This window comes from Alkalihalobacillus sp. BA299 (assembly GCF_017745675.1).
Classification (GTDB): domain Bacteria; phylum Bacillota; class Bacilli; order Bacillales; family Bacillaceae_F; genus Alkalihalobacterium.
This window is the reverse complement of sequence record NZ_JAFLJM010000005.1, coordinates 139,853-166,194: the sequence shown is the minus strand read 5'-3', so window position 1 is coordinate 166,194 and position 26,342 is coordinate 139,853. Positions and strand designations below refer to the sequence as shown.

The 26,342-nt window shown below is 36.6% G+C and carries 28 protein-coding genes; 2 read left to right on the top strand and 26 right to left on the bottom strand.

The window, feature by feature from the left end:
* Nucleotides 1-185 precede the first annotated feature (185 nt).
* The 4 genes from asnS to J0N78_RS08590 form a co-directional block, all read right to left on the bottom strand.
* Complete coding sequence (gene asnS, locus J0N78_RS08605; protein WP_209122632.1) at nucleotides 186-1,481, bottom strand: asparagine--tRNA ligase; 1,296 nt, start codon at nucleotides 1,479-1,481, stop codon at nucleotides 186-188.
* A 257-nt stretch (nucleotides 1,482-1,738) separates the two neighbouring features.
* A complete protein-coding gene (locus J0N78_RS08600; RefSeq protein WP_209122631.1) occupies nucleotides 1,739-2,923 on the bottom strand; it encodes a pyridoxal phosphate-dependent aminotransferase in 1,185 nt (394 codons plus the stop codon).
* 103 nt (nucleotides 2,924-3,026) lie between these two features.
* On the bottom strand, nucleotides 3,027-3,509 hold the full coding sequence (locus J0N78_RS08595; protein WP_209122630.1) for a cell wall elongation regulator TseB-like domain-containing protein: 483 nt from the start codon (nucleotides 3,507-3,509) through the stop codon (nucleotides 3,027-3,029).
* A 17-nt stretch (nucleotides 3,510-3,526) separates the two neighbouring features.
* Nucleotides 3,527-3,697: a YpmA family protein gene (locus J0N78_RS08590; protein WP_209122629.1), complete on the bottom strand. Its 171-nt coding sequence runs from the start codon at nucleotides 3,695-3,697 to the stop codon at nucleotides 3,527-3,529.
* A 115-nt stretch (nucleotides 3,698-3,812) separates the two neighbouring features.
* On the opposite strand from J0N78_RS08590, the gene J0N78_RS08585 reads away from it, so the two are divergent.
* Nucleotides 3,813-3,986 (top strand): hypothetical protein, encoded by a 174-nt coding sequence (locus J0N78_RS08585; RefSeq protein ID WP_209122628.1) that lies wholly within the window; start codon nucleotides 3,813-3,815, stop codon nucleotides 3,984-3,986.
* 77 nt (nucleotides 3,987-4,063) lie between these two features.
* On the opposite strand, the gene J0N78_RS08580 is transcribed toward J0N78_RS08585, so the two are convergent.
* The 13 genes from J0N78_RS08580 to J0N78_RS08520 all read right to left on the bottom strand — a co-directional run bounded on the left by J0N78_RS08580 (nucleotide 4,064) and on the right by J0N78_RS08520 (nucleotide 17,765).
* Nucleotides 4,064-5,368, bottom strand: coding sequence for an amidohydrolase (locus tag J0N78_RS08580; RefSeq protein ID WP_209122627.1), 1,305 nt, complete (start codon nucleotides 5,366-5,368; stop codon nucleotides 4,064-4,066).
* Between the two features lie 49 nt (nucleotides 5,369-5,417).
* The gene (locus J0N78_RS08575) at nucleotides 5,418-6,305 is read right to left on the bottom strand and encodes a ComEC/Rec2 family competence protein (protein ID WP_209122626.1); all 888 of its coding nucleotides are present in this window, start codon (nucleotides 6,303-6,305) and stop codon (nucleotides 5,418-5,420) included.
* A gap of 111 nt (nucleotides 6,306-6,416) precedes the next feature.
* Nucleotides 6,417-9,242 (bottom strand): ATP-dependent DNA helicase DinG, encoded by a 2,826-nt coding sequence (gene dinG, locus J0N78_RS08570; RefSeq protein ID WP_307794914.1) that lies wholly within the window; start codon nucleotides 9,240-9,242, stop codon nucleotides 6,417-6,419.
* A 42-nt stretch (nucleotides 9,243-9,284) separates the two neighbouring features.
* Entirely contained in the window at nucleotides 9,285-10,322 is a 1,038-nt protein-coding gene (locus J0N78_RS08565) for a tetratricopeptide repeat protein (protein WP_209122625.1), read from the bottom strand.
* 78 nt (nucleotides 10,323-10,400) lie between these two features.
* Nucleotides 10,401-10,784, bottom strand: coding sequence for an aspartate 1-decarboxylase (gene panD / locus J0N78_RS08560; RefSeq protein WP_209122624.1), 384 nt, complete (start codon nucleotides 10,782-10,784; stop codon nucleotides 10,401-10,403).
* Nucleotides 10,785-10,832: 48 nt separating this feature from the next.
* Nucleotides 10,833-11,678: a pantoate--beta-alanine ligase gene (panC, locus tag J0N78_RS08555; RefSeq protein ID WP_209122623.1), complete on the bottom strand. Its 846-nt coding sequence runs from the start codon at nucleotides 11,676-11,678 to the stop codon at nucleotides 10,833-10,835.
* A gap of 3 nt (nucleotides 11,679-11,681) precedes the next feature.
* Nucleotides 11,682-12,518: a 3-methyl-2-oxobutanoate hydroxymethyltransferase gene (gene panB, locus J0N78_RS08550; protein ID WP_209122622.1), complete on the bottom strand. Its 837-nt coding sequence runs from the start codon at nucleotides 12,516-12,518 to the stop codon at nucleotides 11,682-11,684.
* 389 nt (nucleotides 12,519-12,907) lie between these two features.
* Nucleotides 12,908-13,876, bottom strand: a complete 969-nt coding sequence (locus J0N78_RS08545; RefSeq protein WP_374193895.1) for a biotin--[acetyl-CoA-carboxylase] ligase — start codon at nucleotides 13,874-13,876, stop codon at nucleotides 12,908-12,910.
* Nucleotides 13,876-15,045, bottom strand: coding sequence for a CCA tRNA nucleotidyltransferase (locus J0N78_RS08540; protein ID WP_209122620.1), 1,170 nt, complete (start codon nucleotides 15,043-15,045; stop codon nucleotides 13,876-13,878). The genes J0N78_RS08545 and J0N78_RS08540 overlap by 1 nt, the downstream gene beginning before the upstream one ends.
* A gap of 15 nt (nucleotides 15,046-15,060) precedes the next feature.
* A complete protein-coding gene (bshA, locus tag J0N78_RS08535) occupies nucleotides 15,061-16,188 on the bottom strand; it encodes an N-acetyl-alpha-D-glucosaminyl L-malate synthase BshA (RefSeq protein WP_209122619.1) in 1,128 nt (375 codons plus the stop codon).
* 17 nt (nucleotides 16,189-16,205) lie between these two features.
* Nucleotides 16,206-16,613 (bottom strand): methylglyoxal synthase, encoded by a 408-nt coding sequence (gene mgsA / locus J0N78_RS08530; RefSeq protein WP_209122618.1) that lies wholly within the window; start codon nucleotides 16,611-16,613, stop codon nucleotides 16,206-16,208.
* A 10-nt stretch (nucleotides 16,614-16,623) separates the two neighbouring features.
* Nucleotides 16,624-17,430 carry a 4-hydroxy-tetrahydrodipicolinate reductase gene (gene dapB / locus J0N78_RS08525; RefSeq protein WP_209122617.1) on the bottom strand — a complete coding sequence of 269 codons (807 nt, stop codon included), beginning with the start codon at nucleotides 17,428-17,430 and terminating at the stop codon, nucleotides 16,624-16,626.
* On the bottom strand, nucleotides 17,430-17,765 hold the full coding sequence (locus J0N78_RS08520) for a nucleotide pyrophosphohydrolase (RefSeq protein ID WP_209122616.1): 336 nt from the start codon (nucleotides 17,763-17,765) through the stop codon (nucleotides 17,430-17,432). Before J0N78_RS08520 ends, dapB begins: the two co-directional genes overlap by 1 nt.
* 225 nt (nucleotides 17,766-17,990) lie before the next feature.
* Between J0N78_RS08520 and J0N78_RS08515 the strand changes: the two genes are divergently transcribed.
* Complete coding sequence (locus J0N78_RS08515; protein WP_209122615.1) at nucleotides 17,991-18,863, top strand: YitT family protein; 873 nt, start codon at nucleotides 17,991-17,993, stop codon at nucleotides 18,861-18,863.
* Between the two features lie 146 nt (nucleotides 18,864-19,009).
* On the opposite strand, the gene J0N78_RS08510 is transcribed toward J0N78_RS08515, so the two are convergent.
* The 9 genes from J0N78_RS08510 to J0N78_RS08470 form a co-directional block, all read right to left on the bottom strand.
* Nucleotides 19,010-19,696, bottom strand: coding sequence for a zinc metallopeptidase (locus tag J0N78_RS08510; protein ID WP_209122614.1), 687 nt, complete (start codon nucleotides 19,694-19,696; stop codon nucleotides 19,010-19,012).
* Between the two features lie 131 nt (nucleotides 19,697-19,827).
* Nucleotides 19,828-20,613 (bottom strand): sporulation protein YpjB, encoded by a 786-nt coding sequence (ypjB, locus tag J0N78_RS08505; RefSeq protein WP_209122613.1) that lies wholly within the window; start codon nucleotides 20,611-20,613, stop codon nucleotides 19,828-19,830.
* Between the two features lie 171 nt (nucleotides 20,614-20,784).
* Nucleotides 20,785-21,381: a DUF1405 domain-containing protein gene (locus J0N78_RS08500; RefSeq protein WP_209122612.1), complete on the bottom strand. Its 597-nt coding sequence runs from the start codon at nucleotides 21,379-21,381 to the stop codon at nucleotides 20,785-20,787.
* A 164-nt stretch (nucleotides 21,382-21,545) separates the two neighbouring features.
* Nucleotides 21,546-22,319, bottom strand: a complete 774-nt coding sequence (locus J0N78_RS08495; RefSeq protein WP_209122611.1) for a menaquinol-cytochrome c reductase cytochrome b/c subunit — start codon at nucleotides 22,317-22,319, stop codon at nucleotides 21,546-21,548.
* Between the two features lie 33 nt (nucleotides 22,320-22,352).
* Entirely contained in the window at nucleotides 22,353-23,024 is a 672-nt protein-coding gene (gene qcrB / locus J0N78_RS08490) for a menaquinol-cytochrome c reductase cytochrome b subunit (RefSeq protein WP_075384751.1), read from the bottom strand.
* A 14-nt stretch (nucleotides 23,025-23,038) separates the two neighbouring features.
* Entirely contained in the window at nucleotides 23,039-23,539 is a 501-nt protein-coding gene (locus J0N78_RS08485) for a QcrA and Rieske domain-containing protein (RefSeq protein ID WP_209122610.1), read from the bottom strand.
* A 140-nt stretch (nucleotides 23,540-23,679) separates the two neighbouring features.
* Complete coding sequence (locus tag J0N78_RS08480; protein ID WP_209122609.1) at nucleotides 23,680-24,138, bottom strand: YpiF family protein; 459 nt, start codon at nucleotides 24,136-24,138, stop codon at nucleotides 23,680-23,682.
* 143 nt (nucleotides 24,139-24,281) lie between these two features.
* Nucleotides 24,282-24,806 (bottom strand): ReoY family proteolytic degradation factor, encoded by a 525-nt coding sequence (locus J0N78_RS08475; RefSeq protein ID WP_209122608.1) that lies wholly within the window; start codon nucleotides 24,804-24,806, stop codon nucleotides 24,282-24,284.
* 118 nt (nucleotides 24,807-24,924) lie between these two features.
* Complete coding sequence (locus J0N78_RS08470; RefSeq protein ID WP_209122607.1) at nucleotides 24,925-26,190, bottom strand: tetratricopeptide repeat protein; 1,266 nt, start codon at nucleotides 26,188-26,190, stop codon at nucleotides 24,925-24,927.
* Nucleotides 26,191-26,342 lie beyond the last annotated feature (152 nt).

Genomic DNA, 26,342 nt, shown 5'->3' with positions numbered 1-26,342 from the left:
TTAACGGTCCAATAGCTAAAAGCAACAATCTTTTAGAAAAGAGCCTCAAAAAAAGATCAGATCACATAGTCATCAAGATTGACTTTGGGATCTGACCCATTCCTACATCCTTTCTATTTAACTGTCCTTTTTAGCCTGCCAGAATATCTGCTTGTCTGGACTGACAAAGTGACATTCGCTTTTCTTTACGGGTACAAACGGTTAAGTAATCTTGGGAATGGAATTGTTTCACGAACATGCTCTACTCCGCATATCCATGCAACTGTACGCTCTAAACCTAACCCAAAACCAGAATGCGGAACCGAGCCATATTTACGCAATTCCGCATACCACTTATATGCATCTAGATCTAAATCATGCTCTTTCATTCTTTTGGCAAGTAGCTCATAATCATGAATGCGTTCTGAGCCTCCAATTATTTCTCCATAGCCTTCTGGAGCAATCATATCAGCACATAATACAACTTTGTCATTTATTGGATCAGGTTGCATATAAAAAGGTTTTAAGCTCGTTGGATAATGCGTAATGAATACAGGTTTGTCGTACGTTTCAGCTATTGCAGTCTCATGAGGTGCACCAAAATCATCACCCCACTCGATATCATCAAACCCTTTTTCATGTAAAAGTTTAATCGCATCATCATAAGAAATACGAGGAAACGGTGCAACGATATTTTCAAGCTTACTCGTATTTCTACCTAACGCTTTTAATTCAATCGAACAATTTTTCAACACCGATTGAACAACATAAGAAACATATTCTTCTTGTACTTTTAAATTATCTTCAAATTCATAAAAAGCCATTTCTGGCTCGATCATCCAAAATTCAATGAGATGACGACGCGTCTTTGACTTTTCCGCACGAAATGTTGGACCAAAGGAAAACACCTTACCAAGTGCCATAGCTGTAGCTTCCATATAGAGCTGTCCACTTTGTGAAAGGTATGCATCTTCATCAAAGTATTTCGTTGCAAATAATTCGGTTGTACCTTCGGGCGCACTCCCTGTTAGAATTGGTGGATCGACTTTTACAAAACCTTCTTTGTTAAAGAACTCATACGTCGCTCGAATTATTTCATTACGTACTTTCATGTTCGCATGCTGTTTTTTAGAACGTAACCAAAGGTGACGATGGTCCATTAGAAACTCTGTTCCGTGCTCTTTCGGTGTAATTGGATAATCAATTGCTTCGTGAATAACCTCAACATTTGTTACCGTTAATTCATAACCTGATGGAGCTCGTTCGTCTTCGCGGACAACACCCGTTACATACAGGGATGATTCTTGAGTTATATTTTTAGCTTTTAAGAAAATCTCTTCTCCAACTTCTGCTTTTACTACAACACCTTGGATAAAACCTGTGCCGTCCCTTAGCTGAAAGAAAGCAATTTTTCCACTTGAACGTTTATTAGCAAGCCACGCACCTATTTTGACTTCTTGTCCGACAAAGTGTCCGACCTTTGAAATCGTCGTCTTATTCACTATTTTCCCTCCAAAAATATATGTATCTTTCTATGTATAAATTGTATATATACCAACAACCATTATACTAGCTTTTACTAATCTTGAGCAAGTTTTCATGCAGTTATTAAAGTATTATGGCATTTATTCCCTTTGATGATGACTTTATTCTCCTGATTTTTTCCTTCAGCGGGCACCTAGGCAATTAAAAATACTGAATATATTACAGTAAAAAAGGTTGACCACCCAAATGGATCGATCAACCTTTTGTCTTATCCCTATTTGCTTTTCTTTTCAATGAATCGTTCGATTCTTGTTAATGCTTCTTGAATGGCTTCAAGCGATGTTGCATAGGATAGTCTTACATTTTCTGGTGCTCCAAAGCCAGACCCCGGAACGAGGGCTACTTTTTCCTCTTCTAATAGAGCAGTTACCCAATCGTCCACATTGTCGTACCCGCAGTTTGTTGCTGCCTCTTTTGCATTAGGGAATAGATAAAATGCCCCTTTAGGCTTAACGCATGAAAGCCCTGGGATTGCAACTAACTGCTCATACACGGTGTGCAGTCGCTCTTCAAATGCTTGCCGCATTTTTTCTACAGAGCCATCATCTTCTGTGTAAGCTGCGATTGTACCAAATTGTGCGTTCGCCGTTGGATTGGATGTACTATGACTTGCTAAGTTGGTCATTGCTTTAATGACTTCAGCATTTCCTGCTGCATAACCAATTCTCCAGCCCGTCATTGAATGGGATTTAGATACACCGTTGATGATAATTGTTTGTTCTTTTAACTCGTTTGAAAGTTGAGCAATTGATGTGTGTTTTGCTCCGTCATAGACAAGTTTTTCATAAATTTCATCTGAAACGATAAGGATATCTTGCTTTAAGCAAACTTCACCTATTACCTGTAGCTCTTCTTCACTATACATAGATCCTGTTGGATTACTTGGTGAGTTTAAAATAAATGCTTTTGTTTTTTCAGTGATTGCACCCTCTAATTGTTCCTTTGTCACTTTAAATTCATTGCTTTCTTTTCCTTCAATATAAACTGGGTTTCCACCTGCAAGCTTCACTTGTTCAGGATAACTTACCCAATATGGAGTTGGGATAATAACCTCATCACCTTCATCAAGGATCGCTTGGAAAAGGGTATAAAGTGCATGCTTTGCTCCAGAGCAAACGATAATTTCATTTGCTGAATATGTAATGTTTTGATCTTCTTTAAATTTTCCAATAATTGCCTCTTTTAATTTCGGAAGCCCGCCAGATGGCGTATATTTTGTATGCCCTTCTTCCATTGACTTAACAGCCGCATTAATAATATATTGTGGGGTGTTGAAGTCTGGTTCTCCTGCTCCTAATCCGATGACATCATGACCTTGTTCACGTAATGCTTTCGCTTTTGCTGTAATCGCCAACGTCGATGATGGTGTTAATGTAGAAACTCTTTTAGCTAGCTTCATTTTGTCCTCCTCATTCCTCTTCTACTTTAGAAATACACACTATAACTATAATCATTGTGAAAACATGAATCAACCGTTATCTGAAGAATTCAATGATTTCAATTTAATCTTTCGCCTTTAAACTATATCGTTTTACAAATGTACCATCTTCAAATGTGATGTAGTAAAACGTATACCGATCATTTTCATCTAAATATGTAATTTCATAAATAGGTAAATGATTTTCCATACCAAGACGTATAGCAATTAGTTTTTTAGGAGCTAACTCGGCTAATGCAAATTGCTTTACTTCTTCTTTTCTTAATCCGTCTTTTGCATTTTTTACGATAATACGTTCTTCTTCATTTCCAACCCAAGCAACGACGCGATTTTCCTTACTTTGGCCTAAAATGACAGTATATGGTTTAGTACCATGATAAATTGAAACTTCCTCAACCGTTGTTATGTCCGTATCACTTAAAACTCTTTGAACTGCGAGTTGCTCTTGCTCATTAATCGAAGAGCGTATTGTTTGATAAAAATATGCAAATAAACCTCCTCCGATAAGGATAAGCAAACATACAATTGTTATAACCCACTTTTGCATAAACTAATCACCAATCTTTAGGTTCGATAAATGGTAAACACCATCTTATTTGTGTCTTCGTCATCGAGTGCTAGCCCAAACATAAGGTCCTTTTCCTTCAGTGTCCGATTTAGTGCATCGACAATTTTATACACGTCTGGGGCTTTCTCAATTTTTACGGTAGATAATACAACCACCTTCTGATCCATATTCTATTCCTCCAAATAATATTTAACTTCTTCCTGTCCGTGCAACGATTACTAAACATACAGCTACATTTGAAGGACATACTATACTTAAGCTCCCACAAAGGAGGAGTGGCAATTGAAAAACAATCAAATACAATGGCCTCATGTTCACCTTTCAACGGCAGAAAGGTATCAAATTGAAAAAGAATGGTTCTCTCTTTCGTCTCCGGTACGTCCAAACAAAGTAAAAACTATCGGTTGTAGTTTAAGACAAACCCAATTTCCAACGTTACTTAATCGCGGGTCATGAACAGTTTATCAAAAAAAATAACTCCAACTCACACCTCATTAATCCTGTGTCTATTATGATACAGGATTTATTCATTCTTACATTATCATCTTCTGATAAAATTGATTACATTGAAAAGCAATCTTTTCTTCATCAAGTAATAAACATTGTTTGTTTTTGACGAGTTGCTTACCTTTTACATATACATCTAGCACGTCTTGGCCACTTGCTGAATAAACGAAATGTGAACTTGCATTAATTTCAGGCTGCAAATGGGCGGCATGTGCTTCTAGAATAATAAAATCTGCTTCCTTCGTTGCTTTTATCGAACCAACCTTTTCGTTAAGTCCTAAAGCTTTAGCGCCGTTTGCTGTAATAAGTTTAATACCTTCGGCTGTTGTTACTGCAGTAGCATCTTGATTTATTCCTTTTTGTAATAAAACAGCCGTTCTCATCTCTTGAATAAGATCAAGATTATTATTGGATGCGACACTATCTGTACCGATTGAAACCGTAATTCCCTTGTTAAGCATAGTTTTAATAGGCGCGACTCCTGAGCCGAGCTTTAAATTACTCATCGGATTATGGGAAACCGCTACTCGGTGCTGTGCGAGTATATCTAATTCCTCATCATTTACATGTACAGCATGGGCGACTAATGCACTTCCATCAAAAAAGCCAGTACTCCATAAATGTTCTACAGGGCGCTTACCATACTTTTTAACATTTTCTTCGACCTCATGAGCTGTTTCAGACATATGAGTATGAACGGGTAATCCGAGCCCCCTCGCTTCATGAGCAATTTCGGCAATAAAATCAGGAGGGCATAAATAAGGGGAATGCGGGGACAACATAGCAGTAATTCTCCCCTCTCCCTTCCCATGCCAGTTTCTTGCTATTGAAAGGGCTTCATCTAGCTTTGCTTTTTGTTCCTCCCTAGAACATAACCCGATAATTCCACGTGTAATAACAGCTCTCATCCCTGCCTCATCCACAATATTTGCAATATCGTCAAGATAAAGATGATACATATCCAAAAATGTTGTCGTACCCGATTTGAGCATTTCCACCATAGCTAATTTTGAACTTGCTATAACTGCTTCCCTGGTTAATTTTTGTTCCATCGGCCACATTTTTTCTTTTAGCCACCGTTGAAGAGGCAAATCATCCGAATGTCCTCTTAAAAGTGTCATCGGTGTATGACCATGCGTGTTTATAAGTCCTGGGACAAGCCACTTGCCATTTAAATTATAAAACTCTGTATCTTGAGATGGAATATGATGAGGAAACCCATCACCGACTTCAAAAAAATGATCATCTTTCACGTGAACATAGCCAGAGGAATATACATGATCCTCTTCATCTGCTGTAATAATGACTCCGTTATAAAAAACTTTGTCCATACTATTGAAATATCCTTTCTTTTAAAAAAAATTACTAGTTAAATAATTATTATTTATTTGACGACGCAACTTTAAAATCCTGCTTACTTGCACGTACGGTCCAGATTTCATAATTTTCCGGCGTACATTTAATGGAAACAGCTCCCATTTTATTTGTTTGGTAAACGTCAATCCATGTTTCTTGTAATCGCTCTAAAACGTATTCACTCGGGCGCTTACCTTTAAGTGTAAAAAGAATCGCGACTTGCGGATCCACCTTCTCCAAAAATTGTTGTGATGTTCCGTAAGAGCTACCAAAATCACCGACCTTTAATATCGTCGATTTTAAATCATACTTGGACGTTAGTAGCTCCTCCACTTCTGCATTAGCAATCCCCATATACAAAGTCCGATGTTCTCCATACGAAAATAAAAGAACTAAGCCTGCTTCATAATCGTTACTTCCACCGGTAAAAAGTACTTCTGTTTTTAGACCTGGAAGAATTTCATGTATTTCTCCTTCTTTCCAGCCTGTTAATTTTTCTTTCCCACGAATGAGATTATCTTCAAGTGCTCCCTTTACCGCCTGTGGAACAATAATCGATGAAATTTGATAATGGTCTGCAAGCCACTGAATATTTCCACTGTACTCTTCACTATGATTCGTAATAATTAAGGAGTCAATGTCATCGACATGATACATATGTAGTTTTTTTGCTAATTCAACTTGCGACGATGGATGACCTGTGTTGATTAAAACCGTTCCACCTTGACCTGATTGTATTAATGTCGCCTCTCCACTAGGAAGGTCAAAATACGTAAAGGCAATTTCATCTTTTTCAAGGGAGAACTCAACCTCGAGTTGATCCGTCGTATTTACCACTGAGACTATTTGGCACCCCGTTAATAAAAACATGCAAAAAAAGAAGCATGCTAGCCATCTAATAAGCATCTGCATACGCGAAAACCTCCGAATAATTCCATTAGCTGTTTTAGTTTGTAACAATCCACCCAAACTTATGTTACTAAAACTAAATGTATGCTTCGCCTTCATTTATGATGATATTGGCTATTTTTTATACCACTCTTTTAATTCGAACAGTAACTCATCCGTATTTGCCTTAATTACAGGGATGTCTGGAATCGAGTGAATAAACATTTTTCCATAACGAGTTGTTGAAATTCTTTGGTCCATGACAACGATCACCCCACGGTCTTGCTCTGAACGAATCAGACGACCTACTCCTTGCTTAAACCTTAAAATAGCTTGTGGTAGAGCTAAATTCATAAATGGATTTTTCCCTTCAAGCTTCATTTGTTCAGAACGAGCTTGTAAAACAGGATCATCAGGAGGTGAAAAAGGAAGCCTAACAATGACCAAACAGCTTAGGTCTTCTCCTGGAATGTCAATCCCTTCCCAAAAGCTACTCGTTCCAAATAATATCGCTTGGTCACTTTGTTTAAACGTTTTAATTAGCTTCGAACGACTACTGCTATTAATTCCTTGTCCTATTAAGTAAAATTCTTCTTCTCCCATCACTTCTTTTATTTTTTGATACGTTTGTTTAAGCATAACAAAGGACGTAAATAATATAAGCATTCTACCTTTTGTCACTTGGGCTAACTTAATAATTTTATCTGCAATATCTTCAATAAAACGTTCTGATTGTTCATTAATATTAAATGTATCCGTTGGAATATATAATTTCGATTGATTTGCATAATCAAATGGTGATGGCAGCATAAGTGTCTTTGGACCAAAATCCGCTAAGCCTAGCCTCTCAATCATATAAGCAAATGCTCCTTTTACCGATAAAGTAGCTGACGTTAAAACAACGGAGGCTTTTTTTGCAAAAAATTGATCGGCTAATGTTTCACTTAAATGAATATGTTTTTTATATAAATAAGTAGCATTTTTTGCTCCTTTTTCCTCAATCTCCATCCAATATACAGCATTAGGATCGTATTCAAGAAGAAGCTGCTCAATGTTCTGCCTTACTTCATTAAAATGAGTGATTAGTCCCTGGAAGTCATTCAGCGTCCCTTTCTCCTTATAAGAAAAGTTATCCATGACTTCAGTCAAGCTTAATACGAATTGTTCCAACAGCTGAGTAAGTTCTATGAAAAACGAATGAACTCTTAACGAACACTCTAATATACATTGCCAGAGCGTGCCTTGTTCACTAGGTGCGCGGTACCGATAAGATAAACGTCCAATTTCAGTGGAGGATGACTTTTTCATTTTTAATACATAACTATGTAGCATTCGAAATAACTCATCAATTTCAACCTTTGCCGATTCAATTTTCTTTTCGATTGATTTTTTATCAACGATTAAACTTAACCCATATTTTTCTGTTATTGATAAAATTGCTTGGACATAGCCTTTTTGAGTTGTTGTTCCAAGACGGTTAAATAAAAAAGCAAGCTTGTGAAAGTCAATTGACACCCCTAAATGATTACTTGCTACATCTTCAAAATGATGTGCTTCATCAATCACTACTTGAGAATAACTAGGAATAATCGTTTGCATCTCTGCGACATCTGTAAATAAAAGCGCATGATTCGTAATGATAAGATCTGCTGTTTGGGCTGCTTTTTTAGCCTGTTGATAAAAACATCTCGAAAACCAAGGACATTGAGGTCCTAAACAAGTATTTGATTCGCTTTGAACTTCATGCCAGAAACTACGACCCCCAGATGGAAGATTTAATTCTTCAACATCACCAGTCAAGGTTTCAGTAAGCCAGATTAAGATTTGTCCTTTTGATAACAACGTATCATAATTATCATCTCCATGATTTTGGAGACGCTGTTCAAACTTTCTTAAACATAAATAATGGTTTCTGCCTTTTAATAAAGCAGCACGAAACGGAAAAGGTAACAGCTTTTTTAATTTGGGAATATCTTGATCTAATAATTGTTGCTGTAAAGGAATCGTATGTGTACTAATTACAACACGTTTTTTCTCGGCTTTTGCATAAAAGATCGACGGTAGTAAATAACCTAATGACTTTCCTGTTCCTGTGCCTGCTTCAACCAACAAATGACTTCGACTTTCATATGCAGCAAAAACTGCAGCGATCATTTTCAGCTGGCCTTGACGAACTGAATAATTCGGAAATATTTTATGCATTTCAGCACTATTTGTAAAAGTTTCGCTTACAAAACCTGAGAGCAGTGGCAGTTCTAGCCCCTGATCAGTATCCATCGCAACAGATTTTTTTCTAAGTGCAATTTGCCGATAAATATCATATCCAAAGTCCGCGTCCGTACTATAGCTCGTAAGCTTTCGAGTGATAATCGGTTCTAATAAATCATGGAAATCACTTTTTAAACGAGCGGTAATTTCCTTTAATTTTTGTAAAGTAATAAGCGGTAAATTTTCTAGTTTACTGAGCATTTTCAACAATAATAAAGCTGTGACTTCTGCATCACTATCTGCTTGGTGTGGGCGATCATGCTGGAAGTTAAAACTTTCAGCAAGCTGCTGAAGCTTATAACTTTCTTCGTTTGGTAAAAGTAATCTAGAAAGTTCTACTGTATCAATTACTGGACCTTGGAATAAACGATAACCCACCTCATCGAGCTGGGCTTGCAAAAATGATAAATCAAATTGGGCATTATGCGCTACGAAAAATGAACCTTCCAACATCTGAAGTAGCTCAGGAATCACTTGTTCAAATGTAGGTGCAAGAGCAACCATGTCATCTGTGATCCCTGTCAATGATTCAATAAAAGAAGGAATATTCATTTGCGGATTGACAAAGGAAGTAAAACGTTTAATGATTTCCCCATTTTGAACTAACACTGCACCTATTTGAATAATTCTATCTTGCTCAGCGGAATGTCCGGTTGTTTCTATATCTACAACGACAAAACGTGTTTCAATCACGAGTTTCACCTCTCGAGGACTATTCTAATATGACTACACGATTTATAGCATTTGCTCTATCAATGGATGAGAAATGTTTAATCGGTGACAATAGGATCGTACTTTTTCGAATTTTACTTTCTCACCCCATGCCTGCAATAACCATAAGTACGAAACCCAACAATTTACATGATTTGGATTTTCTCGAATTAAATTCATAAAAAGCTCATCTGCACTTTGGCGCATATCAAGTAATCCATAATTCCATGCTAACCCATGGTAAATTTCAACATCTTTATATCCGAGCGTTAACAGTCTTTTATAACAATGGATGGCTCCAGCGTAATATCCCATCCACTCCATTTCGTAAGCTAAGGTTTGTAACATCCCTCGAGTTTCAACGAGCTGTAGCCCTGTAATCCAGGTTTGACACGCTTGATCATATTTTTCTAGCTCTAAATAACAGCGCCCAAGAAAATAATAAGCTTCTCCATCTTCTGGAACTAACTCGATTGCTTCCTTAAAATACGGTAACGCCAACTTTGGTTGTTTCTGCAAAAAGTGACACATTCCTAAATTATACACTACATCTGAATTGTTGGTAAGAGATAATGACTTTTCATAATAGGGTATCGCTTCATCATATTTACCTTGTTGAGCCATAAGACAACCGAGGCCAACATATGCAAAATGCTGACTCCAAATGGATTCTTTACTGTGGATTAAAAAAAGAAACCATTCTTTTGCTTTGTCATAATTTTGAACGTATAAGTAGGAATAAGCGAGAAATAATTTTACGACTGGATGACCCTCACTCTGTATTTCTTGAAGAAATTCCTCGATTGCATTTTCATATAAATTTAATTCGAAATATGAAGTACCTTTTGATGAGTACTGAGTACACTCATTTGTAAAATTTTTGATTTCACTTTTTAAATAATGTAACTCTTCATCCATTTGTACCCATTTATCTAAAACAGCTTCATTTAGCTTCGATAATTCGTTAATATACTCATTTCGTTCATTTTCCCCGATTTTATGCCAATTATTTTTTAATTGTTTTATCATGGCTTCCCACTGTTTAATTTCTATTTTTTGCATAAAAAATCCCCCCTCATTAGATGCTGTTATCCATCAGTTTTCATCTAATAAGAAGGGATTATGTTAGTAATAGTTGGCTTACAATACAGTAGCAGCAGGCTCAGTTCCAATCATTTCAACTACTTCATTTTTTTCGTTCATAATGGCAACTTTTGGTTTATGTGTTGATACTTTCTCTTCGGCAACAAGAGCATAAGCAATGACTATAATGACATCATCTTCTTGAACAAGGCGAGCAGCTGCTCCATTTAAACAGAAAACCCGACTTCCTCTTGGACCAGCAATAACATACGTTTCAAAGCGTTCTCCATTATTATTGTTCACGATTTGCACTTTTTCATTTTCAACAATATTGACTTGATCCATAATATCTTCGTCTATCGTAATACTACCGACATAATTTAAATTAGCTTCAGTGACACGAGCACGATGTATTTTCGATTTCATCATTGTACGAAACATTGTTTTTCCTCCTTGGTCTCCCCACTTAGTAAAAAACGTTAGTCTTTATTAAATCTCTAATACGATATTATCAATTAATCGGGCTTTTGAATATTGTTGGGCAATGGCAATGATCACTTTTCCTTCCAATTGCTCTTGTTGATGTAAATCTGGGTACGATAAAAGCTCAATATAATCAATTGCTCCCGAACTGTTCTTTTGCAAGAAAGTAGTCATCTCTGCTTTAATAAGTGCAGCTTTGTGTTCCCCATTTAAAATGAGTTTCTTTGCAAGTTGTAAACTTTTGTATATTGACGAAGCTTCTTGTCTTTCTTCAGCTGTTAAATTTACATTTCGTGAACTTTTCGCAAGACCATCTTCTTCACGAAGCGTCGGACAGCCTACGAGTACCACTTGTAAATTAAAATCACGGATTAGCTTTTCAATCACGGCCACTTGCTGAGCATCTTTCATCCCAAAATAGGCACGGTCAGGTGTTACCATATTAAATAACTTCAAGACAACGGTTGCTACCCCATCAAAATGTCCCGGCCGGCTTTTTCCACAGAGAACATCAACACCTTCATGAACAATGACTTTCATCGCTGGTTCTGTCGGATACATTTCAGTTACATTAGGATAAAATAAAAGATCAACTCCAGCATTGTTAGCAAGCTGTCTGTCTCGCTCAAAGTTTTTCGGGTAACGATCGAAATCTTCATTCGGGCCAAATTGTAGTGGATTAACAAAAATACTCATCACAACAAAATCACAGTCTTTTTTTGCTTGTTCAACGAGACTTAAATGGCCTTCATGTAAAAATCCCATCGTCGGGACAAATCCGATAACGCTTTCATTTTTTTTCGTTTTTTTTATGATCGTCTGTAACTCTTCTACTGTTTCAACAATTTTCATTTTCTATTTTACGCCTCCATAAAGGTGCGAGAGATGTTCTTCATTCATAGTAAACGTATGTTTTTCTTCTGGAAACTGATTGTTTTTCACTTCTGTCACATAGTTGGAGACTGCTTGGTGAATAACTGGTGAAACGTCCGCATACTTTTTCACAAACTTAGGAACAAATCCTCCACCATAGCCAATCACATCATGGTAAACTAACACTTGTCCATCTGTATCCGCACCAGCACCAATTCCTATAACAGGGATCGTTAACTGTTTGCTAATATATTCACCTAACTGTTTTGGTACACATTCAAGTACGAGAGCAATTGCTCCTGCCTGTTCTACTTTTTTTGCATCTACTATTAGTTCGTTTGCACTTTCTTTATCTTTGCCTTGCACTTTATAGCCACCAAGTACACCTACAGACTGAGGGGTTAACCCTAAATGGGCAACGACAGGAACACCTGCCTTAGTTAAACTTTCAATCGTATGAATGACTTCACCGTTTCCTTCAACCTTTACGGCATGAGCTCCACCATCTTGCATAAGGCGTCTAGCATGATTCATCGTTTCACTAATCGAACTATGATAAGTAAGAAACGGCATATCCGTTACGACAAAGGTTTGTGTCGCTCCTCGTTTTACAGCTCGAGTATGCAAAATCATATCTTCTAGCGTGACTGGTACAGTTGAGTCATAGCCTAACACGACCATTCCTAAAGAGTCACCTACTAAAATCATATCGACTCCTGCTTGTTCTACTAATTTTGCTGATGGTGCATCGTATGCTGTAATCATTGCAATTTTTTCATTTGCTTGTTTCATCTTCTTAAAATCAGTTGACGTTTTCATCGTTACTCCTCCTTTTTAGTTAGAGGAAACTGAATAAACCGAAGAAGTCTAGGAAGTCAAAAAAATCCTTCTTTCCATACTAGGAAATAGAAGGATTCATAAAAAAATATGAATTCAAACTGTTTGCACAGTTGATCGGTTTGATTCATCCCTCTGTCCCAGTCCTGATTGGATCAAGGCAGACTACATTAGATTGTTTTTAAGTTGTTTAAAAGTTCAGTTGGTCACCCTTTTTAAACTACTTTATAAGTAGTTTTATCCATAAGGTGCAGTTCTAATGGATACTGCCCATAAAAAGAGTATAACAAATTGTAGAAGATTTGTGACAACTTTTTTTTATTTTAAACCCTTTTTTAAACTTTGTTCTTCACGTAATAGCGTGAAGAGCCTTATTTTATTTCAATATCTGCTGAATAAATGTGGTGAATAACTTTTTCATCATCCTCTAATAATAACACTCCATCATTTGTAATCCCTTTAGCTACCCCTTCGATAACACCTTGTATCGTCCTTGCAACAATCCGTTTCCCAAGACTTACCGCATAGCTTTCCCATAATGGTTTGATTACATTAAAGCCTTCGAGTAAATATTGATGATATAAAGCTTCTAATTCAAAGAACACATGACTAATCAATTTTGCTCGACTAACCTCTTCTCCTTTAGCAATAGCCAGTGAGGTTGCAATTTCACGAAGCTCCGACGAAAACTGTTCTTGTTTGTGATTGACATTAATTCCAATTCCAATAATGACAGAATGCACATAATCAGGTTCTGATTGCATTTCTGTTAATATCCCAACAATTTTCTTTCCATTTAGTAAGATATCGTTCGGCCACTTTATACTGCACTGTAGTCCCGTTGTCTTCTCAATCCCTCTTACAACAGCAACTGCTGCTAATAATGTTAATTGTGGCGCTTTTTGGGGAGAAACTTTCGGACGTAAGATAATACTCATCGAAATGCTTGTCCCAATTGGCGAATGCCAAACTCTACCTAATCTTCCTTTTCCTGATGTCTGTTCATCCGCTAACACGACATGACCTTCCTCTACCCCTTCTTGTGCGAGGCGATGGGCAATTTCTTGAGTAGAAGGTAATGATTCATAATAGGTTATTTCTTGACCGATTTGATCTGTGTTTAAATAAACTTTAATTTCATGTGGTGAAATCGTATTGGGCCTATTTTTAATACGATACCCTTTTCGTGGCACAGCTTCTACTTCATAACCGCTTTTTCTCAACTCCTCAATATGCTTCCAAATCGCCGTCCTTGAGCATCCTAAATGGTTACTGATTTTTTCCCCTGATACAAAGCCTGTCTCATCTTCTGACAGCATCTCTAAAAGCTTCTCCTTCATCATTTAAAACCCTCTCTTTCGTTTAGCCAAGCTAATATTTCTCGATGGTCATTTTGAACTTCAAGTGCTAACACAGCTTGTTCAACTTTCTCTAAAAGCTCATTGATCCATGGCCCTTGTTTCTTATGAAAAACTTGTATAAGTGTATGTCCATTAATTTTTAAATCATGGCGGCTTTTAATAGGAAGCTCAGCATACCTACTATAAAGCTCTTGTTCTGAATGTAAAGGATCAGAATGTATTAGTACGTAAATTAACCTCCGAAGCTTCAAGCTATTATCTAGACCAAGGTCGTAAATTAACTTATTGGAAAACCCTTCGGTTTTATATCTCTTAAGCCCTATATATAAAAGATGAACATAAGCTAAAATCTTTTTAGACTTTCTTAAACACTTAAGAAACATCATGTGATCACTTTCATTCCGATCGACAAATAAAAAGGCTGTCCATACTTCCTCAACGGACTGTAACCTGTCAAGCTTTAAGGCTACTAGGTTCTTTAGTACTTCCTCTTTATTTTCAAAAATCGAAATATATGAAGCTAAGCCTGTTTTAAGCAAATAATTGAGTCCGAGAGTAAAGAAAGTCGCAGTTAACAATTTTTCAAATTCTGAAACAATTCTTTCAACAGCAACATTTTCAATTTGACCACGACATTGGACAATCGATTGTAACGTATTCGTCTCAATTTGAAAATTCAACTGACTACTGAAACGACAAGCCCTCAGCATCCGTAAAGGATCTTCAGTGAATCGATCCATTCCGTTTCCGACTGCACAAATTAACTTACGATCAAGGTCTGACCGAAAATGAAACGGATCAACGACCGTCCAATCTTCGGTCATAGCGATTGCATTCATAGTAAAATCTCTTTTTTGTAAGTCATCCAACAATGAAATTGCTTTTTCATGACCTGACCGATACGTCGTTACTTCAAAAGAATGATCTTCGAGACAAACAACGACCGTACCATGATCTCTTCCCAGAGGAACTGTAGTTTTGAAAAGGTGTTCAATGATCTCAACCGATGCAGACGTCGTTATATCTACGTCATGAATCGGACGGTGTAATAAAACATCTCTTACTGCCCCACCAACAAAATAAGCTTCATAACCTGCTTGTTTTAATTTTCCAATGATTTTTGATCCAATTACAAACGCAGGTTCCATACTTTTTACTCCTCTTTATCGGCTAAGAGTTAAGTGATAAATTCGTTCATATTGATCAACAATGTCTTTTGAACTGAAGTGATTTAACACTCTTTGATAGGCGTTTTTTACCATGTTTTTATGAAGCTGCTCGTCGGTTAATAAAGTAATCGCCTTATCACTAATCGCTGATATATCGCCTACTTCACAAATATAACCTGTTTTTTCATGCTCTATTACTTCGGGGATCCCTCCAATGTTTGTCCCGATAACTGGAACCCCGCATGCCATCGCTTCTAATACCACTAAACCAAAACTTTCCTTTTCAGACAGTAAGAGTAGTAAATCGGAAATCGCTAAAATTTCAGCAACATCTTTTTGACTTCCTAAAAACATAACGTCCTTTTCAATCCCTAACTTTTTGACGAGTTGACATGCAATTGTTAACTCTGGCCCATCTCCAATTAAAAGTAATTTCGATGGAAGATGTTCATTTATCTTTGCAAAGCTTAATATAACATCCTTTACACGTTTTACAGGTCGAAAATTAGAGATATGAACAATCACTTTTTCGTCATCCTCAATACGATATTGCTTTTTCAAATTTGTAGTTCCACGTTTATAGTACACGCGTTCATCAATAAAATTATAAATCGTTTCAATTTCTTTATTTACATCTAATAATTCACGCGTTTGTTTAACAAGATCATTGGAGACAGCTGTAACAGTATCGGATTGTTCAATTCCAAATCGAATGACCTCACTTAAAGAAGGATCATCACCTAATACGGTAATATCTGTGCCATGCAATGTCGTGACGATTTTCAAATGTTCACCGACCATTTGCTTCGCCAAATAGGCACAAATGGCATGAGGAACTGCATAATGGACGTGAAGTAAGTCTAATTTCTGTCTTCTTGCTACTTCAGCAATTTTACTTGCTAAAGATAAATCATAAGGAGGGTGTTTAAATACCGAATATTGGTTCACTTCTACTTCATGAAAGAAAATATTAGGATCAATTTTATCTAGTCGAAAAGGCATACTTGATGTAATAAAATGAACTTCGTGTCCTCGTTCTGCTAATAGCTTCCCTAATTCAGTTGCGATAACCCCAGAGCCTCCGACTGAAGGATAACAACTAATTCCAATTTTTAGTTTCATATGTCTCCTCACTTTTTCTAGGCCTTAGGGCTCAGGTTTTCCTTTCTCCACTCCAGTTCTCCACGTTCAATTCCTTTCACTAACACTTCAGCCGTAGCCATATTCGTCGCTAGCGGTATAGAGTGAACATCACAAAGTCGCAGAAGTGCACTTACATCTGGTTCATGAGGTTGAGCAGTTAATGGATCTCTAAAGAAAATAATAAGGTCCATTTTATCTTCAGCAATTAGCGCTCCAATTTGTTGATCGCCTCCATATGGGCCAGATAAAAAACGGTTAATTGTTAAGGAAGTGGCTTCCATGATCCGTTTTCCGGTAGTACCTGTCGAATATAGTTTATGTTTTTTAAAAATTTGTTCATAAGCCGTAACGAAATTAACCATATCTGTTTTCTTTTGATCATGTGCGATAAATGCTATTCTCATTTGAATTCCCCTATTCAATAATATTTTCTAATCCGTAAATTAATGTATCTATTTTCATTACTGTATCTACAGACAACTGAATTCCAGGCATAAATGATGTACGATTAATCGAGTCATGTCTAAGCGTTAACGTTTGTCCTTGACCGCCAAAAATCACTTCTTGATGAGCAACTAGTCCTGGTAATCGAACACTATGTATATGCATGCCATCAATATTAGCTCCTCGTGCCCCTTCTAATTCTTCTTTTTCTTCTGGATGTCCCTGAACTTTTGAAGAACGCACTTCTTGGATTAACTGCGCTGTTTTTAATGCCGTTCCTGATGGCGCATCAAGCTTCCGGTCATGATGTTTCTCAATAATTTCAACATCAGGTAAATATTTAGCCGCTGCTTGGGCAAATTTCATCATCAAGATAGCTCCAATTGCAAAATTTGGTGCGATAATTGCTCCTAATTTCTTATCTTCAGCTATGTTACGTAATTCAACGATATCTTGTTCCGTAAACCCTGTCGTACCTACTACAGGTCTAACTCCATGATCAAATGCAATTTCCATATGTTTTCGACCGAACTTTGGTGCTGTTAAATCGATCAATACATGTGGTTCATGTTCAGCTAGACAGACAACTAAATCTTCATAAATTGGAATATCAACTGTAGGTTGTCTGTCAATATCTTTTAATAATTTTCCATTGTTTTTTGAATCGACAACTGCAACTAGTTGAAAATGGTCGGTTGACGTCACCATTTTTACTGCTTCACTTCCCATATTCCCTCTAGGACCAGCAATTACGATTTTGATTTTTTCCTCTGCCATTATGATTCCTCCTCAATTCTCGTCCAACGATTTGCATCTCTCGTTTTAAATTTTTCTAAAACTAGTTCTAATGCCTCATCTAAATTAATATTTAAAGAATTGGCAAAACATATAAGTACGAAAAAAAGATCGCCCATTTCTTGTTCCATTGAGCGTTCATCCTCGGAATGTTTTTTCGGCTTTTCCCCGTAATAATGATTCACTTCGCGTGCTAATTCACCTAGCTCCTCTGTCATCCGCGCTAGCATCGCTAATGGACTAAAATAACCTTCTTTAAATTGACTTATGTATGCATCAACTTCCCATTGCATATCTTTTAAGCTACGTTCTCCCATTCTCAACACCCCTTATGTTCATGTTAGCTAATTCATGAGCATTTGACAAATATTTATCGCATTGAAGCTTATTTTACAACATAAAATATTTTTTGTATTGTTTTCGAAGACTTAAACAATTAAATAAACAATTGCCCAAATTTTTCATATCCATTATAATATTCGATACAGTAAACATGCTAATAATAGAATACGTGTTCAAAAAGGAGGAAAAGGACGTATAAAATGAATTATCGCATAAAATTTAAAAATGTAGTTTTTATTCTTCTTGGATCTGCCATTCTTTCTTTTGGACTCGTATATTTTAATATGGAGAATAATTTAGCGGATGGTGGGTTTACCGGAATTACTTTAATCCTATTTTTTATGTTTAACTTTGATCCGGCCATTACGAACTTACTACTAAATATTCCATTATTCTTCGTTGGATGGTACATATTAGGCAGGCATACTTTTATCTATACTTTAATTGGTACATTAAGTGTCTCACTCTTTTTATATATTTTCCAACGTTATCCAATCATTTCATTACCTCTTCATGATGATATGACGCTAGCTGCTCTATTTGCTGGTGTATTTATCGGAGTTGGTCTCGGTATGGTATTTCGTTACGGGGGAACGACAGGCGGCGTTGATATTATTGCAAAATTAGGCTTTAAATATATTGGCTGGAGTATGGGAAAAACGATGTTTCTCTTTGATGCATTCGTTATAGCATCTTCACTACTTTATTTGAATTACCGTGAAGCGATGTATACTTTATTAGCCGTATTTATTGCTGCAAAAGTAATTGACTTTATTCAACAAGGTGCTTATTCTGCAAAAGCATCCTTTATTATATCAGACCATGTTCCTGAAATTGCGAGTGCTATCTTAAAAGAAATGGATCGAGGGGCTACTGTATTAAAAGGAAAGGGAAGTTTTACCGGTTCTGAAAAAGAAGTACTCTACTGTGTTGTCGGTAGAAATGAATTAATCCGCCTAAAAGGATTAGTTGAACGAATCGACCCACATGCATTTGTCACCGTTAATGATGTTCAAGATGTGATTGGGGAAGGCTTTACTCTAGATGAAGACAAAAAACCATTGGAAACATAGAAATATTACGTGACACATATATTAAAGGGTTCGGTTCTTGAGGAGAAAATAATAAATCAATGAGGGACATAAATCGAATTGTGATTTATGTCCCTCATTTTTTGATTGATCGCTGAAGTTAAATTATAAGAAAAATTTTTCTATTATTAGTCGTCATTATTCATCCCGATATACATTAATACAAAGCGGAGAAGTTCCATCACTGCTACTAATGCAGCAGCTACGTACGTTAATGCTGCAGCATCTAGTACCTTTCTTGTCTCACGTTCTTCATTATTACGAATAATTCCAGTAGAGACCATTTGGTGCATCGCACGACTACTTGCATTGAATTCAACTGGTAACGTAACAAGTTGGAAAAGTACAGCAGCAGCCATAAAAATAATCCCTAATAGAACTAATCCAGACATCCCCATAATAAAACCAGCTATAAGAATAATAAAAGAAGTATTAGACCCAAAGTTTGCTACAGGAACTAACGCATGCCGAAAACGCAAAAATGCATATTCTTCAGCATCCTGAATGGCATGGCCAACTTCATGAGCAGCAACAGCAGCACCTGCAACCGAATTTCCGTAATAGTTTTTTTCTGACAAACGAACTGCCTTTGCGCGTGGGTCATAGTGATCAGTTAACTCCCCACGTACTGGTTCAACAGATACATCATATAATCCATTATCATCTAATATTTTACGTGCTACTTGCGCACCAGTCATCCCGGATGAAGCTCCTATTTGAGAGTACTTTTTATATGCAGACTTCACCTTTCTTTGCGCCCAAAGCGGAATGATTAAGATAATCGCAAAATAAACTATAAACGCTCCTAAACCCATTTCATCAACTCACCTTTCGATGTATAAGTCGTATTAATAATAATTCTATTTTATATATCAAAAAAAGTCAATTTATAAACAAGCTATATTATGGCGAGTTAATGACATTTCTACATTGGTTAAAGTGAAATTTAATGATTTCTTTCTTTGACGCGCCGTTTTTCTGCACGATACTTTTTCCAGCCAACATAGGATAATGACATGATGATCATCCCTCCTATCGTTAGCATAACCCAAATGAGCGAAGGATCTGCACTATCTTCTTTAACTTGCTGATACAAATTTTGGAACTCTTTTTCCATGACAAATAATTGTTTCTGCATACTCGTATCATGAATCATATCAGTGCCATAGCGGTCCATAAATTGTACAAGTGATTCTATTTTTTGAACTTGCTCACCTTCTACACTCACTAATAAAGCAGGGCGAATCATCTGGTATAAACGTAAAAACTCATTGACTTTATGTCTAAAAGCTTGTGCATCTTTTTGCTGCATCGTGCCCTTTAATTCATTCAATGATTTCATAATGGATTGTTCTGAGCTTAACCAGAGAGGATGATGTGGACTTGCTAATGCATCAACAACCAGTCTAAATTCAGTCGCCAGTCTAACACGCTCAACGTGATTCATTGAAACAGCAGTAACTGATTCCATCGCTCGTTCAAATGATTTCGTTATGATTTGAAGATCACTCATCGATAAAGATGATTGTTGATGATCTATTGAAAGAAACTGCTTTGAAAAATAATCTAACAATTGTTTCGCTTCTTCATATTTTTCTTGTTTTACTAATTGTAACACCTTATCAGACGTATCATTTAAAGAACTCCAATACTCCTTATGTTCTGTAGCATAACTATATGATGGCATACTTAAGATCAAAATGGATATGATTATGAGTAAAAACGAGCGCATTTCGGTCCCTCCTTCATCTACTCTAAATCTATGAATAGGTGGACAAGAGTAGACCAATTTAGGACAAGTTTTTATAATAAATCTGAATAGCGGTGAATCATTCGAAACTTCTAAATAAACCAGCTGTGATTTGCTACGTTGACACTTTTTGTTTACGTATTATACTTGCTACTATCGTAACGAGAGCTTTAAACGGTCATCCCTAACCCCGTATAAATAAACAATGAATAACGAAAATACGCTAAGCCAAAAAGTGAAGTATCCAATATGATCGATATAAGGTTGGAGACTCCAAGAAACGTATGGGTGCATATTATACACATAGTCAATGATATCATTATGTAAAGTCCAAAGAGCAACAATCAAAAGGTGCCACCCTTTAATTCGGTAATAAGGTAAATAAAATACAGCTTGTAAGGCCATCCCTAAATGGGAAGCAATCAGCATATAATTTTGCCAACCTAACTCTGAACCAGTTAGCCCCGCTCCAATATTCATGGCGACCGCCCATAATCCATATTTAATTAAAGTCACCGCCGCAAAAGCCTCGACAAGCGGCAGATTTCTTCTTATGATAAAAGCAAGCAATGCAAATAAGAAAAACAAACTAGCCGTTGGACTATCTGGTACAAATAATAAAAAATGTGTCGGTGTAGCAGCTAGTTGATCTTTATACCAGTAATAACCGTAAATTGTTCCAAAAAAATTAATAATGACAAGCATATAAAGCATAAGTGGGTGACGAAACATTTTAAGAAATGAAATCATATAAAACACTCCTTGATTTCTAACAGATAACAAACTAGTGCTGTCAAAGCCTTTGATTAAACACTAGTCGAATAAATAATCCTTTTTAAGGGAAACTCATCATTTCAACAAATTTCAACCTTTCAAAAAAAGCTGACTAAAAAGTCAGCTTTCATCAATCGTAATTATTCAGCTTGTCCGTCATTGGCGATAAACTTAGCAAGGATTTCAAGCTCTTCCTCGGAACCTTCAAACATTCCAGGGGGCATTGCTCCACGTCCGTTGGTCACGATCTCTTTAATCTCATCCACTGATAATCCAGTTTCAAATAAGGCGTAACCGGCAGAGCCACCTTCCATTTGGTTACCGTGACACCCAATACATGATTGTGACGCATAAATTTCGTAACCCTCTGCTGTATCATCGATTTCATGTTCAATGATCGCCCCTTGCTTAGCTGCTGCTTCCCAGTCATGTTGGTCAACAGACTCCCAAGTTAAGTAAACTGTAGCGATAATCGCTAAAAGCATTAAACCTGTAGCAACAGGACGTCGCGATGGTTTTCTTTCTTTCCCAGTATCTAGCCATGGAGCTAATAGTAAAGCACCAAACGCTAACCCAGGAATAACAACTGCACCAAGTACAGTATAATCACCAGAAACATATTCATACTTTAATAATTGATACAAAAATAAGAAATACCAGTCAGGAAGTGGAATATAACCCGAGTCTGTCGGATCAGCCATACGCTCTAATGGCGATGGATGAGCAGCAGTCAAACATAAATAACCGATTAAAAATACCGCCCCAACCATCCATTCCTTTAAAAGGAAGTTCGGCCAAAACGCTTCCGTTTTACCTGGGTATTCAGAATAATCTTTCGGAATGTTGGGCTTTCTATGTTGCATATCTTTAACACGAGAGTCACCAACAAACTTCATCCCTTTACCACGATGCATCGATTTCCCTCCTTTATTAATTGTCTTTTATTTTTACAACGGTCCTGAAATACCTTGTTTACGAATCATGAAAAAGTGAGCTCCTAATAACCCTAAGAGAGCACCCGGTAAGAAGAATACATGGATCGCAAAGAAACGAGTTAACGTTGCTGCACCAATAATTTCTCCACCAGCAAGTAAAGTTTTCGCAAATCCACCGATAATTGGTGTTGCTTCAGCGATTTGCAAGCCTACTACAGTTGCAAAATACGCTTTCATATCCCAAGGTAATAAATAACCTGTGAAACCGAGTCCTAACATAACGAAGAAAATAAGTACTCCTACAACCCAGTTTAATTCACGAGGCTTCTTATATGATCCTGTAAAAAATACACGTAACGTATGTAAAAACATCATTACGATTACTAAACTAGCTCCCCAGTGATGCATTCCACGAACGATTACACCAAAAGCTACTTCATTTTGTAAGTATGCAACGGAATGATAAGCATTAATAATATCTGGAACATAATACATTGTTAAAAACATACCAGATAAAATTTGGATGACTGTGACGAAAAATGTTAACCCACCAAAGCAATAAACAAACGCTGAAAAGTGATGGGCAGGGTTAACATGCTCAGGCACTTCATGATCTGCGATATCACGCCACATTGGAGTAATATCGAGACGCTCATCAACCCAGTCATAAATTTTTTGTAACATGAATTACGCCCCTCCTATCCTCTTCGAATTGGTTTACCTAAATAAATTGTACCGTCTCTAACCTCTAAGTCATACACATCAAGTGGTCGTGTTGGTGGTGTTCCAGCTATATTCGTACCATTTAAATCGAAACGACCAAAGTGGCACGGACAGAAAAATTGGTTTTCATAGTCTGGATTTGTGTTCCAGTCAACCGTACAGCCAAGGTGTGTACAAGTTGGAGATAAGGCAATGATTTCATCACCTTTTTTGAAAATCCACGCCGATCTTGTTACTTCAGAAGTGTACCAAGCATCAACTTGTTCAAATTTAAAGTTAAATCTTTGTGGTTCCTCTGTAATTTCATCCACTTGTGCAACTGCTACTAAATCACCTTCAGCTCCAACTTTTAAAGCAGGGTCTAACGCAAAACGAGCCATAGGCATTATCATACCTGCAGCCATAAAACCGCCAACACCTGTTAGCGTATACGTTAAAAATTGACGTCTTGATACTTTATGATCTTTCTCACTCACTCTCTTTCCCCCCCTACGTTGTAAGTTAAGTCCATCCGGACATAATTTAACACATATAATACTAGGACATACTCATGATAGCTAACTACTCTTTCAATGTCAATCTTTTCAGAAGTCAAAATCTGTCGCATTTTAGAATATCAACGATTTTGCCACTTGTTTGTCAAAAAGGGAATAAGCTGCTTAATTTGCCCTTCTATCACATCAATCTTATGTTTTTGATCCATATGCTCTAAAGGGATCGAAGGTAGCCAAATAAGAGTTTCTGTCAAATCCTGTTTCACTTGCTCCCATTCAAAATCAGATGTGATAAAAATAATGTGGTTAATTTCATTTTCCTTCAGCTCCTTTTCCCAACTTTTTAGTCGTTCCATCTTACTATCCTTCTCACTTTTTAAATATGTAAATGGAGGAAACTCAATCACTCTACCTTGGAATTGACGTTCGAGCTCACTGGAAATAATCGAAATAAACTCTCCCATGGCAACAGTAGATTTTATTTCTTCTTGCCAGTTAATCGGGATCAAAGGAACAATCGCAGTATCCACATATTCTTTTGCTTGTAAATAAGTGTCCATCTCTTTAGCTAACCATCTCATCTATTACTCTCTCCTAACAACTAATAAAGTATTTATTACTATCTAATCTTATCGAAAAACAAACGAAAATAAAATAAGCTGATTTATAGGTTTTAGCTACTCTCTAAAGACTAACCAAACCCTTATAAATCAGCTTTACCTTTTTATTTCTTCTTTGTTAAGTTATTAAATGTTTTTTCATCTCTATTGTCTAATGCCTCATTAATTTCTTCGTACCACTGCTTTTCTCGAAATGAAGCTAACGCTTTATCAAGAAAAATCTCGGCTAGAATTGCATCAGAAGTTGCCATTTCGTTATCTGGCACGAACGGATTATCTTCAAGGACAGCAACATAATGTGAGTTCGTTTTTGCGTTTGAAAAATTCAACTGAATATAGACTTCCTCATTATTATTCAATCGAATATCGTGAAAAGCTTTTTCTGCATCCATCGTTACATGTTTTTGCTTATGAAAACTAAACGGGACATGATCGACGTCCGTCGTAGAAATAATTAATGCTTTCGGACAAAATTCAGCTCTTTCAACGAAATGGACTTTTTCCATTAAGTTTTCATCACTAATTAAGTAATTTAAAAGCCATGCACACTCTCTTCGTTTCAACTGATAGGCATTTAGAAACCAACGTAAAAACTCTTTTTTTTCGTAAACTGAAATTGTGCTGCTCATCCTGATTCCCTCCCCGAAAGGCTAATACATTTATTCACATCTACACGACAACCAGAAAGGATCTTATGTATATAATTATTCTTCATATCCTCATTCAAATCCTTTAATGAGAACAAATTTACTGTAGATCTTCTTCTAAATAATTAATTAACTCTTTAATGTGTAACCGAGTATCATCTATTGTTATTACCTGCTTAAGGACACGTAGACTTTCAATCCGCTCACCGTTTTCCATTAAAAACTTTCCATATTCCTCTAAAAAGTCAGCATCTTCACCGAAATCGACTTTTACAGCATCGAAGCATTCTTTCGCTTTATCCATTTCGTCACTTTCATATCTAGCAAGTGCTTCATACCATGTTAATACAGGGTCACCCTCACCTATATCTTTTAAATGTTCGATCAAGTCAATAAGGTCATCATAACGATTTTCGTGTTTTAAAAATGCCGCCAACGTTCGCACCGCTTCAAAATGACTTGGATTAATTGCAATCACTTCTCTTAAATATGCTTCACCTTGATTACTGTTATTCATTTTAAAACTTAACTTCCCGCCGTGAACATAAAGTTCCTCATTAAATTGATCAACATTCAGCCCTTCTTTAATTACCTTGAGTGCATCGTCAAAGCGGTGAAGTGCTTCATAACATTTGGCAAGGTAAGGATACACGCTACTAAACTCAGGATCAAGCTCCTTTAACGTATTAAATTGTTCAATAGCAAGCTCATATTGTTCAATCTGAAACGCCGTATACCCATAATTAAATAATGCATGTATGTCTAATTGTTGATCCAGGCCCTCAGCATAAAGCTTTAAGGCTTCTTCATATTCACCTGTACCACTATATGCTTCAGCCAAACGTAAAGCAATATTCATCCCATCCAATTTGACCTTTGCGTAATAGGCCTTCTTTAAATGTGGTAGACTTTTTTGAAAATCTCCTCTAGCTAAGTAAAAATCACCTAATCCATATGATACGATTGGCTCGTCTGGTGCTTTTTCAACTGCCATGAGTAATTTTTGCTCAGACACCTCATCTAAACCTTGCATTTGATATAAGTCCGCTAACAACAAAAGTGCTCTCAAATACGCAGGATCATCCTCTTTAATCTCTAAAAGCATTTCAATAGCTTCATCCTCTTGATCCAAGTCAATTAACAACTCTGCAGAAAATGTATATAGCTCCCCTTCATCAGGGTAAAGTAACATTAAGTCATCTACCATTTGCTTCGCTTTCTCAAGATGTCCTAACGAATAATAGGTTTCTGCTAATTCGAATTTTGTTTCATGGTTACTTGTATTCTCTAGTTCAGCTAATTGTGCCAGACCTTGATCAACTTTACCATTTTCTATTTTTTGTACTGCTTCAACAATCTTATGCATAAAAGCCTCCCGCTCAATCACTTACTAAAATTTGGTGCATCAGCGTCATTTTAATTCGACTTACCTCAGGAAAGGTATCCTATTTATACTATCTTATTTTCATGACATTTTGTAAATAAAAACACCACCATAATTTTATTATGATGGTAGCA

Excerpts from the sequence above, each read along its gene's own strand:
- dapB (WP_209122617.1), bottom strand. The coding sequence starts at position 17,430 with ATGGCAGAGGAAAAAATCAAAATCGTAATTGCTGGTCCTAGAGGGAAT.
- J0N78_RS08520 (WP_209122616.1), bottom strand. The coding sequence starts at position 17,765 with ATGGGAGAACGTAGCTTAAAAGATATGCAATGGGAAGTTGATGCATAC.
- J0N78_RS08575 (WP_209122626.1), bottom strand. The coding sequence starts at position 6,305 with ATGCAGATGCTTATTAGATGGCTAGCATGCTTCTTTTTTTGCATGTTT.
- J0N78_RS08595 (WP_209122630.1), bottom strand. The coding sequence starts at position 3,509 with ATGCAAAAGTGGGTTATAACAATTGTATGTTTGCTTATCCTTATCGGA.
- J0N78_RS08500 (WP_209122612.1), bottom strand. The coding sequence starts at position 21,381 with ATGATTTCATTTCTTAAAATGTTTCGTCACCCACTTATGCTTTATATG.
- panC (WP_209122623.1), bottom strand. The coding sequence starts at position 11,678 with ATGAAAATTGTTGAAACAGTAGAAGAGTTACAGACGATCATAAAAAAA.
- J0N78_RS08600 (WP_209122631.1), bottom strand. The coding sequence starts at position 2,923 with ATGAAGCTAGCTAAAAGAGTTTCTACATTAACACCATCATCGACGTTG.
- J0N78_RS08510 (WP_209122614.1), bottom strand. The coding sequence starts at position 19,696 with ATGGGTTTAGGAGCGTTTATAGTTTATTTTGCGATTATCTTAATCATT.
- J0N78_RS08480 (WP_209122609.1), bottom strand. The coding sequence starts at position 24,138 with ATGAGATGGTTAGCTAAAGAGATGGACACTTATTTACAAGCAAAAGAA.
- J0N78_RS08590 (WP_209122629.1), bottom strand. The coding sequence starts at position 3,697 with ATGGATCAGAAGGTGGTTGTATTATCTACCGTAAAAATTGAGAAAGCC.
- ypjB (WP_209122613.1), bottom strand. The coding sequence starts at position 20,613 with ATGCGCTCGTTTTTACTCATAATCATATCCATTTTGATCTTAAGTATG.
- J0N78_RS08540 (WP_209122620.1), bottom strand. The coding sequence starts at position 15,045 with ATGGAACCTGCGTTTGTAATTGGATCAAAAATCATTGGAAAATTAAAA.
- J0N78_RS08580 (WP_209122627.1), bottom strand. The coding sequence starts at position 5,368 with ATGGACAAAGTTTTTTATAACGGAGTCATTATTACAGCAGATGAAGAG.
- panD (WP_209122624.1), bottom strand. The coding sequence starts at position 10,784 with ATGTTTCGTACAATGATGAAATCGAAAATACATCGTGCTCGTGTCACT.
- panB (WP_209122622.1), bottom strand. The coding sequence starts at position 12,518 with ATGAAAACGTCAACTGATTTTAAGAAGATGAAACAAGCAAATGAAAAA.
- J0N78_RS08515 (WP_209122615.1), top strand. The coding sequence starts at position 17,991 with ATGAATTATCGCATAAAATTTAAAAATGTAGTTTTTATTCTTCTTGGA.
- bshA (WP_209122619.1), bottom strand. The coding sequence starts at position 16,188 with ATGAAACTAAAAATTGGAATTAGTTGTTATCCTTCAGTCGGAGGCTCT.
- J0N78_RS08545 (WP_374193895.1), bottom strand. The coding sequence starts at position 13,876 with ATGAAGGAGAAGCTTTTAGAGATGCTGTCAGAAGATGAGACAGGCTTT.
- J0N78_RS08565 (WP_209122625.1), bottom strand. The coding sequence starts at position 10,322 with ATGCAAAAAATAGAAATTAAACAGTGGGAAGCCATGATAAAACAATTA.
- J0N78_RS08495 (WP_209122611.1), bottom strand. The coding sequence starts at position 22,319 with ATGCATCGTGGTAAAGGGATGAAGTTTGTTGGTGACTCTCGTGTTAAA.
- qcrB (WP_075384751.1), bottom strand. The coding sequence starts at position 23,024 with ATGTTACAAAAAATTTATGACTGGGTTGATGAGCGTCTCGATATTACT.
- J0N78_RS08475 (WP_209122608.1), bottom strand. The coding sequence starts at position 24,806 with ATGAGCAGCACAATTTCAGTTTACGAAAAAAAAGAGTTTTTACGTTGG.
- mgsA (WP_209122618.1), bottom strand. The coding sequence starts at position 16,613 with ATGAGAATAGCATTTATCGCACATGATCAAAAGAAAACAGATATGGTT.
- J0N78_RS08470 (WP_209122607.1), bottom strand. The coding sequence starts at position 26,190 with ATGCATAAGATTGTTGAAGCAGTACAAAAAATAGAAAATGGTAAAGTT.